Origin of the sequence: Caenimonas sedimenti, assembly GCF_007833165.1 — a bacterium.
In the GTDB taxonomy this organism is placed as follows: domain Bacteria; phylum Pseudomonadota; class Gammaproteobacteria; order Burkholderiales; family Burkholderiaceae_C; genus Ramlibacter; species Ramlibacter sedimenti.
In genome coordinates this window covers 337,034-350,289 of the sequence record NZ_VOBQ01000004.1, presented here as the reverse complement: position 1 = coordinate 350,289, position 13,256 = coordinate 337,034, and the positions used below count along the sequence as shown (strand labels likewise).

Genomic DNA, 13,256 nt, shown 5'->3' with positions numbered 1-13,256 from the left:
TTTCAGTACCAATCAACTGGGGGTTAGTGACATGCGCTTTTCCAAGTATTCCTGGGCTGCGGCCGTTGTCGCCGCGCTTGCAACTGCTTCCTGTGGCGGCGGAGGCGATGAGACGCCGGTGGTCGTGGCGGCGGCAGACGTCAAAGTCGCCACGACGCAGGACACGGTCAAGGCTCTTTCCGCCACGAACTTGTCATTCCCCGCCGGCGTCCCCGCGCTCGGGACCACCGGCCCCACCGCGCTGCGGATCGTGGCCCCGGCTGGCGCCGTGACCCCGACGTTCAATCTGGACGCAAATGGCGGGACCGCTTCAGGGACCATGTCGTTCGGCTCCTGTGTTTTCACCGTTTCCACCAGCACCATCCCCTCGCTCCCGGCTGGCACAGTCGTGAGGGTGGATCCTTGCACCATCAACGTGGACACTTCTGGTGATCCTGCGGGGCAAGCCATCGCTCAACCGGTGACCTTGACCCTTGGCACGGCCACGTCGACCGAAGTGACTTTGACAGTCACTGTGAGCAGCACCGGCGCGGTGACGATCAACAACGTGAACAACGAACCTGTCAGCGCTGGCGCCGTCACGACGACGACGGCGACCGGCGGCTCTTGATTCCGTTGCGCCACGAAAAAACGCCCGGCTTGCCGGGCGTTTTTGCTGGACGATTGCGGGCGGTTCAATACCGCCACTGCAGGCCAAGACTCGTCGAGCGGACGGTGTCCCGCTCGCCGCTGGCGAACCGCAGGTCGTAGCTGTCCCATCCCAGGATGGCGGACGCGCTCGGAGAAAAATCCCAGCTGAGGCCGACGCCGTAAGAGACCCCCGCGCCTGGGTCCACACCGGCGCCCAGCACGCTGGTCGGCGCCCGCACGAAAGTCGTCCCCAGGCGGCCGTAGACACCGAACTCCGGCGCCATGCGCGCCCGGCCGACTACCCCGACGGTGGTGCCGTTCAGGCGTCCATCGCGCAGCTGCAGCGCACCCAGTTCCACGCCCACCGGCCGAGCCAGCAAGGCGCCCGAATACAGGGGGAAAGTGGACCCAGCGTCGCAAGGGAATGCAACACTCCCGCAGGGAATGCGAAAGTCAGAGCGCTTCAACTGCAAGCCAAGGTAGCCATCGCGCGCGGAAACCTGGGCGGCTGCCGCCCCGCACATGAACAGACCCAGAAGCATCGAAAGGCTGCGTGGCGCGGTCATGGCGGACTCCTGAGGTGCACTCGGATGAGCCAATGTGAACCCCGGCCGCCGGGCAGTTTGTAGGACGAGTCGTACGGGCGCTGTAGGAAGCGCGGCTCAGCCTCAATCGACCTTGGCGCCCGAGTTTTTCACAACTTTTTCATATTTGGCCAGCTCGGCCTTCATGAAGCTGCCGAACTCCTCCGGCGAGTTGGTTACGGGCTCGGCCATCAGGCCGGCGAATCGCGTTTTCGCCTCCGGCGACTGGAGCGCGGCGACGAAAGCCTGGTTCAGCTTCTGGACGATTTCGCGCGGCGTGCCCGCTGGGGCCACCAGTCCCCACCAGGTGTCGATGGCGAAGCCGTTCAGGGTGTCGGCCACAGGCGGAACATCGGGAAGGCTCGGTGAACGGGCGAGCGTCGTGACGGCGATCGCCTTCAGCTTGCCGCTGCGGATGTTGGCTGCGGCGGTGGCCAGGTTGTCGAAATTGAAGTCGACCTGGCCCGACAGCAGTGCCAGCTGGGCCGGGTTGCCGCCGTTGTAGGGGATGTGCACGACGAAGATGCCGGCGTCGCGCTTGAACATCTCGCCCGCCAGGTGGCCCGCGCTGCCATTGCCGCCGCTGCCGTAGTTCAGCTTCGCGGGGTTGGCCTTGGCGTAAGCGATGAGATCCTTCAGCGTGTTGATCTTCAGCCGCGCAGCGGTGTCCGCGTTCATCACCAGGACGTTGGGGACGCGCACCATCTGCGTGATCGGCGTGAAGTCCTTCGCCGCGTCGTATGGCATCTTCGAGAACAGCCAGGGGTTGATCGCATGCGTGGCCACCGCCGAGATGCCGATGGTCGTGCCGTCGGGCGCGGCCTTGGCCACGGCATCGGCGCCGATGTTGCCGCCGCCGCCCGGCCGATTCTCGATGATGACCGTGCCCAGGGAGTCCTTGACGCGTTCGGCGAGCAGCCGCGCCGTGACGTCGATCGGGCCGCCGGCCGCGTAGGGCACGATGATGCGAAGGGGCTTGGTCTGTGACCAGGCGGCGGGTGCGGCCAGGACGCTGGAAGCAAGAAGAAGGTGTCTGCGTTTCATGGTCCCGATATTGTCGTCATTCCCGCCTGGTAGGCTGTCATTCCCGCGAAGGCGGGAATCTAGAGCATCCTGAATTCGGGAGCCGGAAGCCCTGGATCCCCGCCTCCGCGGGGATGACAGCCATGCTCTTGCTCCCTCTCCCCTCCGGGGAGAGGGTTGGGGTGAGGGGCGCGCGCGGCACCTACTAAGCCGGATCCTTGTGCTTATCCGCCTCAGTCGTGAACGAGTCGGCGAAGAACTCCTCCGCCGGCAACCGGCAACGCTCCGTGTACTCCGCCCGCGCGGAATCGACAACGACCGGCGCGCCGCAGGCATACACCTGGTACCCGGAGAGATCGGGAAAGTCCTCCATCACGGCCTTGTGGACGAAGCCGGTGCGCCCCGTCCAGTTGTCCTCCGGCAACGCGTTGGAGATGACAGGAACGTATTTCAGCTGAGGCATCTCGGCCAGGCGATCCTGGACCCAGGCATCCATGTACAGGTCCAAGGGCCGGCGCCCGCCCCAGTACAGCGTGGCGGGCCGTTGGCTGCCGCGAAACTGCAGGTGTTCGATCAGTGCCTTGATCGGCGCGAAGCCCGTGCCCGATGCCAGCAGCACCATCGGCTTGTCGGAGTCCTCCCGCAGGTAGAAGCTGCCGAACGGCCCCTCGACCCGCAGGATTTCTTTTTCCTTCATCGCCGAGAACACATGGTCCGTGAACTTGCCGCCCGGCATGTGCCGGATGTGCAGTTCCACGCCCGGGCCGTTGTGCGGCGCGTTGCCCATCGAATAGCTGCGGCGCGCGCCGTCGCGCAGGATGAATTCGATGTATTGGCCCGCGTGGTAGCGCATCGTGTCGTTCGCGGGCAGTTGCAGCTTGACGATCATCACGTCGTGCGACACCTTCTCCAGCGAGGTCACGCGCGAAGGCATCTTCTTGATGGGGAACGCGCTTTCGTCGGTCACCTGCCGCGACTCGAGCACCACGTCGGTGCGCGGGACACCGCAGCAGGTCAGGATGAAGCCGTTGGCTTCTTCCTCCGCCGACAGGGCCTTGCTCTGGTGAGCGCCATGCACGACGGTGCCTTCGAGCTTCTTGCACTTGCAGGAGCCGCACGCGCCGTCCTTGCAACCGTAGGGCAGCCCGATGCCCTGCCGGATGGCGGCCTGCAGGATGGCCTCGCCACCGTTGGCCATGAAGCCGCGCCCGCTGGGCTGCACGGTGATCTGGAAAGGGCCGGGCGGGGCCGTGACTCCTGTCATGTGGGTATCCTCGGGCTCTTGTCGATGTCGTCGTTGCCCGGATTTTGCCCGCATTCCAGCACCCCCTCGGCGCCCTGCCCAGCCGCTTCCGGCGCTCGCGCGTCCTGATCGTCGGTTGCGGCGACGTTGGCCTGCGTGTGGCGCGCTTGCTGCCTGCCCGCGTGCGCGTGCTCGCGTTGACCTCCACGGCGGGGCGGTGCGAAACCCTGCGCGGCGCCGGAATCACGCCGTTGATGGGGAACCTGGATGATCCGCGAACGCTGGCGCGGTTGGCCGCACTTGGCACGCGGGTGGCACACCTTGCGCCACCGCCCGCCCACGCCGGACCGGCCTGGTGGCTGGACAGCCGCACGCGGCACCTGCTGCAGGCGCTCCGCCTGCGCAGCCTGCCGCAAGCCGTCGTCTATGCATCGACCTCGGGCGTCTATGGCGATTGCCAGGGTGCGCGCGTCAATGAAGGCCGCCCCGTCCAGCCGCACACCCCGCGCGCGCACAGGCGAGTCGACGCCGAGCGCCGGATCCGCCACTTCGGCCGGGCGACGGGAGTGCGGACCAGCATCCTGCGCATCCCGGGCATCTACGCGCCCGATCGCGTGGGTGGTACGCCGCGCGAACGCCTGCGCAAGGGCACGCCCGTGTTGCGGGCCGAGGACGACGTGTACACCAACCATATCCACGCCGACGACCTCGCCCGAGCCGTGGTGGCCGCGCTCTGGCGGGGGCGGCCGCAACGCGTCTACAACGTGAACGACGACACCGAGTTGAAGATGGGTGACTACTTCGACCTGGCTGCCGATCTGTACGGCCTGCCGCGGCCTCCTCGGGTTTCGCGCGACAGTGCGCGCGAGCAATTGCCGCTCATGCTATTGAGCTTCATGGGGGAGTCCCGGCGATTGGATAACTCGCGGTTGAAGCGGGAATTGCGGGGGCGCCTCAGATATCCGACGGTGGCGAGCGGTTTGGCGTGACATGGGAATTCCTGCGCCAGCAGGGAAAAGATAAATTGACCCATATTGCAATAGAATTCCCCTGCTAAACATCTCAAGGAAATCCATTGGCCACCTATTTGGAACTCAAAGCCAAAGCAGAAAAACTCTTCGCCGAAGCCGAAGAACTACGCGTCAAAGAAATCGACGCCGTCGTCAACGACATCAAGCAAAAAATAGAAACCTACGGGCTGACGCCAAAAGACCTCGGCTTTTCTTCCTCCGCTACCACCCGAGTCCGCAAGACGACGCCCAAGACCACAACGGCAGCAGCAGCCAAATACCGGGGGCCTAATGGGGAAAGTTGGTCTGGCGGCCGCGGCCGCAAGCCCAAGTGGGTGACCGAGGCGCTGGCGAAGGGCAAGAAGATCGAGGATTTTGCCGTCAAATAGCTGTCGAGCTGCTGGCCGCGGCGGGTTGCCAGCACGACGTAGTTCTCGGGTGGCGACCTGAAAGACGGCACAATCCCACAAGACGTAATTCAACGAGCGCGAAGACGCACCGGGATTTTGGATCAGTATCAATGAATATCACCATTGTTGGGACGGGCTACGTTGGGCTCGTCAGCGGAGCTTGCATCGCCGATCTGGGCAACCACGTGGTGTGCCTGGACATCGACCAGTCGAAGATTGACCTGCTGAACGCGGGCGGCGTCCCCATTTATGAAACCGGATTGCGCGAAGTCATCGAACGCAACGTCGACACCGGACGCCTGGTCTTCACGTCAGACACGCAACAGGCCATTGAACACGCTGACCTGATCTTCATTGCGGTGGGAACCCCGGCCGACGAAGATGGCAGTGCCGATCTGCAATACGTGCTGAGCGCCGCGCGCAGCATCGGCCGGTGGATGAAGCACTTCACGGTGATTGTGGAGAAATCCACCGTGCCGGTGGGCACATGCGACAAGATCGCGGAGGCCGTACGCGCGGAACTCGCCGTGCGGTTCCCCAATGCCGATCAGGCACCCGGGTTCACCATCGCGTCGAACCCGGAGTTCTTAAAGGAAGGTGCCGCGGTCGAAGACTTCAGCCGCCCAGACCGCATCGTCGTGGGCATCAGCAAAGACGAAAACGGCCAGCGTGCGCTGGCCATGCTGAGGCAGCTCTACGCGCCTTTCAACCGCAACCATGAGCGCACTCGCGTCATGGACGTCCGCAGCGCGGAGTTCACCAAATACGCCGCCAACGCCATGCTGGCCACGCGCATCAGCTTCATGAACGAACTGGCCAACTTGGCCGACCATGTGGGCGTCGACATCGAACTGGTTCGCCAGGGGATCGGCTCGGATCCGCGCATCGGCTATAGCTTCCTCTATGCCGGCACGGGCTATGGCGGCAGCTGTTTCCCCAAGGATGTTCGAGCACTGATCCGCACGGCCGAAGAGCACGGGCGTGAATTGAAGATCCTGGGAGCGGTGGAAAACGTCAATCGGGACCAGAAGCGTGTGCTGGTCGACAGGATCTTCGCGCACTTCGGCAGTGATCTGCGCGGCCGGACGATTGCCGTCTGGGGGCTGGCGTTCAAGCCGAACACCGACGACATGCGGGACGCGCCCTCACGTGTGGTGGTAGCCGCGTTGTTGCGCGCCGGGGCACGCGTGGTGGCGCACGACCCGGTCGCAGCCGAGGAGGCGCGCCGGGTGCTTGCGCTCGACTTGCACGATGTACCCGCCGCGCTCCAGCAGTTCGACATCGTCGGCAAGCCCATGGACGCGCTGCGCGGGGCGGATGCCCTGGTGATCGTGACCGAATGGAAAGCCTATCGCAGCCCGAACTGGGGCGCGCTGAAGCGGGAGATGCAGCAAGCCATCATCTTCGATGGCCGCAACCTCTACGACCCGCACCTGATGCAGAGCGAGGGCATCGCGTACCACGGCATTGGCAGGGCCGCGGCAGAGGGTAGTCCCTAGTCACGCCATCGGGCAAGCGTTCCCGAACTTGGTGCGCGGCTCCTAAAATGTTTGTCGATGGAGAAGCCCGCGCCCCGATGTCAGTGCCCCAAAAGCCAATGGCGCATGGAGCACCGGCCCGCGTGGCTCAAGCCGGTTCCCGTGCGGAAGTACGTTTGCAGCAAGTGCGGCAAAGCGCACTATCGATGGAAGTCGTGGACAAGCCCCAGTCCCAGTGGCCCTGGCACTTTCCGGCCCCGGCACAAGGCCGTCCACGGCTGGAAAGACGTGCTGTATTGGACGGCGGGAGCCCTGGCGACCTGTGCGGTCACGATCTACATCTTGTCGAGGATGGACCTGTAAGGAGCCCCCGTCATTCCCGCGGAGGCGGGAATCCAGAGCTTTCAACTAAATCCCGGCAGGCTTGCGCATGGTCTCCATGCGATCCACGGCCTTGATGGTCAACTTGCGGATTTCCGCGCCTTGCAAGACGGTGAGCTCGATCTCGTCGGTGGGGTCTGCGTGGGACCAGAGCTTCTTGTAGAAGCCCTCGAGGGTGCTGATCTTTTCCCCGTCCACGGCAAGCACGAAATCACCAGGCTTCAGGCCGGCCGTCTGCGCCGGGCTGTCCTGGTTGACGCGCACGATCTGCACACGGCCGCCTTGTTCCGTGGAGCTCAGGCCCAGCCAGGGGCGGCGGCTCACCTTGGTGGTGCCGGTCTGCTGCATTTCCGCCAGGATCGGCTTGAGCAGATCCACCGGCACGAACATGTTGCCTGGCAAGCGCCGGTTGTCGCCCAGCGCGTCGCCGACGAACAGGCTGCCGATGCCCATGAGTTCGCCACGCTGGTTGAACAGGGGCGCGCCGCTGTGGTTGCGGATGGGCGGGCTCGTGAAGAGCGCACTCTCGATGTGGTATTCCCAATAACCCGAGAAGGGGCGCTTGCTGACCAACTGGGTCATCGACACATCCGCGTCTTCGCCACCGATGGCGGCCATCATGGGCTCGCCGGTCTTTGCCTGGCTGGTTGTGCCCAGCGCCACCGGAGAGATGCCACGCAAGGGCAGCAAAGGCCGGATCAAGCCGAAGCCGGTGGCCAGGTCATAGGCGACGGCCCGTGCGGGCACGGTCTTGTCGTCTTGCGTCACGATCTGGATCGTGTCCGCCTCCAGCATCAGGTAGCCGATGGTGAGAACCAGCCCGTCTTGACCGATCACCACCCCCGAGCCACTGCGCTGCTTGCCGAGAGTTTCCGCGGAGCGCGCGCCATCGGCAGCCGTCACCTGCACACCGACGACGGCGGCATTCGCCTTGGTGAGCGAATCAATCATCCCTTGGTACGCAGGCTCGGGAGTCGCCGCCGCGGCGACGCCGGGCCATAGAAGCTGGCACGCGGCCAATGTTGCTGCAAGCAGCAAGCGGAAAGAATGTACGAAGCGCATGGCGGGCCCCTTGACGCGAGACGTTAGGATGCGCCAAAGCGGACGCCCCCGCAAGCCTGACTTGAACAATTGAAGATCCTCCTCTACGGCATCAACTACGCGCCCGAGCTCACTGGCGTCGGCAAGTACACCGGTGAAATGGCCGAATGGCTCGCGGCCCGCGGCCATCACGTGCGCGTCCTTACCGCTCCGCCGTATTACCCCGCGTGGAAAATAGGGGCGGGGTATTCGGGCAGGAAGTGGAGCCGGGAGCGCGTGAACGGCGTGGATGTCTGGCGCTGCCCTCTTTGGGTGCCAGCCAAGCTTTCGGGACTGAAGCGCCTCGTTCACCTGGCGAGCTTTGCACTGAGCAGCCTGCCCGCCTTGCTGGCGCAGTTGCGGTGGAAGCCCGATGTGACCATGGTGGTCGAGCCGCCGCTGCTCTGCGCACCCGGGGCACTCTTGCTGGCCCGACTGACGGGCGGCAAAGCGTGGCTGCATGTGCAAGACTATGAAGTGGATGCCGCATTTGCCCTCGGCCTGTTGCGTGGGAAGCGCTTGGAGCGCATCGTGCGAGCGATCGAGGGCGGCTTGATGAAGCGTTTCGACCGCGTTTCGTCCATCTCGGGGCGCATGACGGAGCTGGCGCAAAGCAAAGGGGTGCCGGCAGAGCGGGTGTTGCTCTTCGCCAATTGGGTCGACGTGGCGAGCATTCGCCCCTTGACCCGTGACAGCGACTTTCGCCGCGTGCTGGGATTGGCACCTGAGGTGCCGGTCGCCCTTTACTCCGGCAACATGGGTGCCAAACAGGGCTTAGAGGTTCTTGCTGAGACGGCCCGCAGGATGCAAGGCCACAGCCCACTGCGTTTCGTCTTCTGCGGAGACGGCGCGGGCAAAGCTGGTCTGCAGGCGCTGTGCGCGGGCTTGGCCAATGTCGACTTTCTTCCCCTCCAGCCCGTTGAACGGTTGGGCGAGCTGCTTGGGCTGGCCACCATCCACCTGCTACCTCAACGCGCCGACGCGGCCGACTTGGTGTTGCCCTCGAAGTTGACCGGCATGCTGGCCAGCGGGCGCCCGGTTCTGGTCACCGCGGCGCATGGAACTGAATTGGCGCAGGTTGTCGATGAGCGTGCCGGCTGCGGCAAGGTGGTGCCAGCCGAGGACGCGGACGCGATGATCACTGCTTTGGAGGACATGCTGCGCGACCCGGGGGCGCTGGCACGGCAGGGCGCCGCCGGCCGCGCTTTTGCCGAACAACAGATGAGCAAAGACGCGGTGCTGGCGAAACTGGAATCGGATTTTCTGGGGCTGGGGCGCCCTCAATCGCGTTTGTAGTCGTCCTGAAAGCGCACGATGTCGTCTTCCCCCAAGTAGGAGCCCGATTGCACCTCGATCAGGTGCAGCGGCAACCTGCCAGGATTTTCCAGCCGGTGCGTCCGCCCTAGAGGGATGTAGGTGCTCTGGTTCTCGGTGAGCAATTGCTCGTCGCCATTAATGGTGACCTTGGCTGTGCCGCTCACCACAATCCAGTGCTCCGCTCTGTGATGGTGCATCTGCAGTGAAAGGCGCGCCCCAGGTTGGACCATGATGCGCTTGACCTGGAAGCGCTCACCCTGGTCCACGCCCTCGTACCATCCCCACGGCCGGTGCACGCGCAGGTGCTCCAGGTGTTCGCGCCGGCCCTCCTTCTGAAGCTTGGCCACAATGTGCTTCACGTCCTGTGCCTTACTGCGGGGCATCACCAACACCGCGTCGGCTGTCTCAACCACGACCACATCGTCCATGCCGACCACTGCGACCATGCGACCCTGCGAGCGAACATAGCTGTTGCGCGTATCGTGGAGATGGATGTCTCCCTGCGTCACATTGCCCTGCGCGTCCTTCTTGCCGATCTCCCACAGCGCATCCCAAGAGCCCACATCGCTCCAGCCAAACGAAGCTGGCACCACCGCCGCCTTGCGGCTTGACTGCATCACCGCGTAGTCGATGGATTCAGAAGGGCAGGCCTCGAACTCGGCCTTGCCCGGGCGGACAAAGCCCAGGTCTTCCGTGCGTGCATCCCAAGCCTTGCGAACGGCGGCCAGGATGTCAGGCCGGTGGGCGCCCAGCTCTTCCAAGTAGCGGCCAGCCTGGAAGACAAAGATGCCGCTGTTCCAGACGTAGTTGCCCTGCGCCAAGTATTGCGCAGCGCGGGCGGCGTCGGGCTTTTCGACGAAGGAGGCGACGGCGTTGACGCCCTCCTCCTCCCCCAAAGGCCCCCCCACCTGGATGTAGCCATACCCTGTTTCGGGCGACGAAGGCGAGATCCCGAAAGTAACCAGGTATCCCGCTTGAGCTGCCCGCAACGCCCGCGCCACAGCGGCGCCGAACGCGGAAACATCGTCGATCACATGGTCTGCCGGCAAGATCAACATCAGCGCCTGCGGATCGCTCGCTGCCAAATGCAAGGCTGCCAAGGCGATGGCGGGAGCCGTGTTTCGGCCCACTGGCTCAAGGTAAGCCGCCATTGGATCGACTCCCAGCGCCGCCCATTGGTCGCGGATCAGAAACCGATGCTCACTGTTGCACACCAGCAGAGGCGCTTTCGCCGAAGTCAATCCACTGGCCCGGGCAAGAGTTGCCTGTAGCATCGTGGGCTCGCCAGCCAAGGCCAACAACTGCTTGGGATACGCCATCCGAGACAGTGGCCACAGGCGCGAACCTGTGCCTCCGGACAGCACCACCGGGTGAAACGGGAGGGGGGGCAGAAGGCTCATGCTGATAGATTCGGGTATGAAAGCTGCAGGGGATGTGAATTAGTGTGCACCGCATCATTTCTGTACGCCTGATGGGGGATAGACCGCCGTCGCAGCTAAGCTAAGATGCTTCAGAATGTTGCTAACCGTAGCATGGATTTTGCAACTCGCAAGGGCATTCAGGGATTGACAATGTATAGGGTTGACTCAGACGACCGGCTGATCGAGACGCCGCCGCAGGCAATCGCCAGGGACGTGCATGTCCGATCTATTGGTGCTTCAGGTGTGGGCAGGGTCTTGAAGCGCCTGTTGGATATCACTGGTGCAGCGCTGTTCCTCGTGCTTGGAATGCCGCTGTATCTTCTTGTGGCTCTGGGCGTGAAGCTCAGTTCGCCGGGGCCCGTGCATTATTGGCAGTATCGAGTGGGCATTGGCGGGCGGCGCTTTGCCTTCATCAAATTCCGCTCCATGGTGATGGATGGCGATGAGGTGCTGAACAGCTTTTTGGACAGTGACAGCGCTGCCAGGGCCAAGTGGGAGACGCACCAGAAGCTGGAAAGGGATCCGCGAATCACCCGATTTGGGAGTTTTATCCGCCGGACCAGTCTGGATGAATTGCCCCAATTTTGGAATGTGCTGCTCGGTGACATGAGTTTGGTAGGGCCGCGGCCGTGCATGGCGGACCAAGACAAGTACTATGGGGAGCATTGGACAACATATTGCACCATGCGACCGGGAATCACTGGGCTCTGGCAGGTGAGTGGGCGCAACACGCTAACGTATGCGGAACGGGTGCGAATGGACGTGCGCTATGTGCAGGAATGGTCGTTGTGGTTGGACCTCTGCATTCTGCTGAAGACTGTGAAAGTCGTGCTCACGGGTCACGGAGCGCACTAGCCTCAAGCTAGTTCGATCGGCCGCGTACCCAGGATGAGCGCCAAGGCGCATATCTGGAGCCCCCTAGTTGCGATGGTTCGGGCGTTGAGGTGCAGCCTAACGAGTCTGCTGCCAAGAGCCAAGAGATGTTCGGTGAACGGCAGGTCGAAACCCCCCATTTTGGCTCATCTAGTTCATTCTTGGTGCAGACCACTGAGCTATGGGCAGTTGAACTTGCTTCGAAAGTTAGAGGATCTTTGAAAGTCGATCTGCTTCGCACCAAGAGCGGGTGGCCCTTGCGCGTGAAGGCAATGCGAGCTGCATGGGAACCGTTTTCGTGGTTACTCCGTCTGCCCCTAGGTAAGCATTTTTCCGTTATTCGCGTTCTATTGCTTAGAATTTTTGGCGCAAAGATTGGTAGTCGCGTCTTGGTTCATGGGGGCGTACGCGTCTGGTGTCCATGGAATCTCCGTGTAGGTGATTTTTCCGCCATAGCTTGGGGTGTCGAAATTTATAATTTGGCTTCGGTTGAGATTGGTTCAATGACAGTCGTTTCACAGTATTCCTATCTGTGCGCGGCCACGCATGACTTCCAGTCCCCCGTTCTAGATCTCACTTGTATCCCTATAGTTATTAAGGACCAGGTTTGGATCGCAGCGAAGTCTACTGTTCTACCGGGAGTGACGATTGAGCAAGGCGTGGTCGTTGGCGCTTGCTCTGTCGTAACTCGCAACGTACCCGCGTGGACTGTCGTTGCTGGCAATCCAGCTCGTGTCCTGAGGGCTCGGGAGATGATGGTTTGACCTTGAATCGGCCGTTGTTGAGCGTCGTGGTCCCCACGATCGGAAGATGCGAGCTTCTCCGTCATACTTTGTCGGCATTGGCAGGTCAGATCCGGCCTCACCTCGATCAAGTCGAATTACTAGTGATTGACAATGCCTCGGTCGATGGGACTCGTGAATTTCTGTCGTCAGCGGGGCTGCCGGAATTTGCACGGGTTATAACCAATGGCGACCGACTATCATTGGACGACAGCTTCCTGCGCTGTATCGACCAAAGTACGGGTGAGTACATCAACATCTTCGGCGACGATGATGTGCCCTTCCCCGGGTTCATCGAGAAGGCCCTCGCCATAATACGTGGTGGCTCGCCGGGGATGGCCTATTTCAACAGGCTAATTGGTGATGAAGATCTTTCAAATTTCGGCGAACTCGCGCACGACGGATGGGGGATGGTAGATCGGACACTCTCTGCCCCGGAATTCATCCGTCGGTTTACCCACCACCCGGGATTCGTCAGTGCTCTAATATTTTCTAGAACAGTCTGGCGAGATGGCGAAGAGTTTTACAGGAAAGAATTCGACGGCTATAAATTTCTTGCGCGGGTGTATGGGGGATTGCTTGACAGGACCTGCGTTTTCATTGGAATGCCGCTTCTTGTTCAAAGACGAGGAGTGCAAATTTGGAAGAACGATTGGCCGCGGTACTGGCTTGTCAGCATGCCATCACTGTTGTTGGCGCTTGAGGCTGGCGGCAGAACGACGGATGCCGTCGCGACTTGGCGAACGACGGAAGTGTCTGTGATTCGCATTGGGATTGACTGTATTGTGGCGAAAGCATACGGGTATCGCGTTGCCGATCCATTTTGGGCTCACGCTGCAAGTTACCAGTCGCTGAGGCGTCGGGCGTTGATACGGATGCTGCAGTATCTTGTGCCCCCCTCCGTCGCCGGCTGGGTGTACTTCAGACGCGGTAAATACAAGATTAAAAAGGTCCAAAGCTGACGCCGATGGTAGCTCGCGACAAGACTTTGCCGAAGACGTCGGTGATGCGCGTAGGCCGCATG

General features: G+C 62.4%; 13 protein-coding genes. 8 read left to right on the top strand and 5 right to left on the bottom strand.

The window, feature by feature from the left end:
• Nucleotides 1-31: 31 nt before the first annotated feature.
• Nucleotides 32-610: a hypothetical protein gene (locus tag FN976_RS06325; protein WP_145892112.1), complete on the top strand. Its 579-nt coding sequence runs from the start codon at nt 32-34 to the stop codon at nt 608-610.
• Nucleotides 611-674: 64 nt separating this feature from the next.
• Here FN976_RS06325 and FN976_RS29125 read toward each other — a convergent pair whose 3' ends face one another.
• The 3 genes from FN976_RS29125 to FN976_RS06310 form a co-directional block, all read right to left on the bottom strand.
• A complete protein-coding gene (locus FN976_RS29125; protein ID WP_349291351.1) occupies nt 675-1,172 on the bottom strand; it encodes an outer membrane beta-barrel protein in 498 nt (165 codons plus the stop codon).
• A 126-nt stretch (nt 1,173-1,298) separates the two neighbouring features.
• Nucleotides 1,299-2,258: a Bug family tripartite tricarboxylate transporter substrate binding protein gene (locus tag FN976_RS06315; protein WP_145892108.1), complete on the bottom strand. Its 960-nt coding sequence runs from the start codon at nt 2,256-2,258 to the stop codon at nt 1,299-1,301.
• Between the two features lie 184 nt (nt 2,259-2,442).
• On the bottom strand, nt 2,443-3,501 hold the full coding sequence (locus tag FN976_RS06310) for a CDP-6-deoxy-delta-3,4-glucoseen reductase (protein WP_145892106.1): 1,059 nt from the start codon (nt 3,499-3,501) through the stop codon (nt 2,443-2,445).
• 44 nt (nt 3,502-3,545) lie between these two features.
• On the opposite strand from FN976_RS06310, the gene FN976_RS06305 reads away from it, so the two are divergent.
• From FN976_RS06305 to FN976_RS06295, 3 genes are all read left to right on the top strand, one after another.
• Nucleotides 3,546-4,469: an SDR family oxidoreductase gene (locus FN976_RS06305; RefSeq protein WP_145892103.1), complete on the top strand. Its 924-nt coding sequence runs from the start codon at nt 3,546-3,548 to the stop codon at nt 4,467-4,469.
• An 86-nt stretch (nt 4,470-4,555) separates the two neighbouring features.
• On the top strand, nt 4,556-4,879 hold the full coding sequence (locus FN976_RS06300) for an H-NS histone family protein (RefSeq protein WP_145892101.1): 324 nt from the start codon (nt 4,556-4,558) through the stop codon (nt 4,877-4,879).
• 131 nt (nt 4,880-5,010) lie between these two features.
• Nucleotides 5,011-6,399 (top strand): UDP-glucose dehydrogenase family protein, encoded by a 1,389-nt coding sequence (locus FN976_RS06295; RefSeq protein ID WP_145892099.1) that lies wholly within the window; start codon nt 5,011-5,013, stop codon nt 6,397-6,399.
• Between the two features lie 387 nt (nt 6,400-6,786).
• Here the strand turns inward: FN976_RS06295 and FN976_RS06290 are convergent, their stop codons facing one another.
• A complete protein-coding gene (locus FN976_RS06290; RefSeq protein WP_255440170.1) occupies nt 6,787-7,710 on the bottom strand; it encodes a S1C family serine protease in 924 nt (307 codons plus the stop codon).
• A gap of 180 nt (nt 7,711-7,890) precedes the next feature.
• On the opposite strand from FN976_RS06290, the gene FN976_RS06285 reads away from it, so the two are divergent.
• A complete protein-coding gene (locus FN976_RS06285; protein ID WP_145892095.1) occupies nt 7,891-9,135 on the top strand; it encodes a glycosyltransferase WbuB in 1,245 nt (414 codons plus the stop codon).
• Here FN976_RS06285 and FN976_RS06280 read toward each other — a convergent pair.
• Nucleotides 9,120-10,556, bottom strand: a complete 1,437-nt coding sequence (locus FN976_RS06280) for a mannose-1-phosphate guanylyltransferase/mannose-6-phosphate isomerase (RefSeq protein ID WP_145892093.1) — start codon at nt 10,554-10,556, stop codon at nt 9,120-9,122. The two genes, FN976_RS06285 and FN976_RS06280, sit on opposite strands and share 16 nt — an antisense overlap.
• Nucleotides 10,557-10,688: 132 nt before the next feature.
• Between FN976_RS06280 and FN976_RS06275 the strand changes: the two genes are divergently transcribed.
• The 3 genes from FN976_RS06275 (at nt 10,689) to FN976_RS06265 (ending at nt 13,194) form a co-directional block, all read left to right on the top strand.
• Entirely contained in the window at nt 10,689-11,432 is a 744-nt protein-coding gene (locus FN976_RS06275) for a sugar transferase (protein WP_255440168.1), read from the top strand.
• Between the two features lie 125 nt (nt 11,433-11,557).
• Entirely contained in the window at nt 11,558-12,214 is a 657-nt protein-coding gene (locus FN976_RS29755) for an LbetaH domain-containing protein (RefSeq protein WP_145892091.1), read from the top strand.
• A 26-nt stretch (nt 12,215-12,240) separates the two neighbouring features.
• Nucleotides 12,241-13,194: a glycosyltransferase family 2 protein gene (locus FN976_RS06265; RefSeq protein WP_255440208.1), complete on the top strand. Its 954-nt coding sequence runs from the start codon at nt 12,241-12,243 to the stop codon at nt 13,192-13,194.
• The last annotated feature ends 62 nt before the right edge of the window (nt 13,195-13,256 follow it).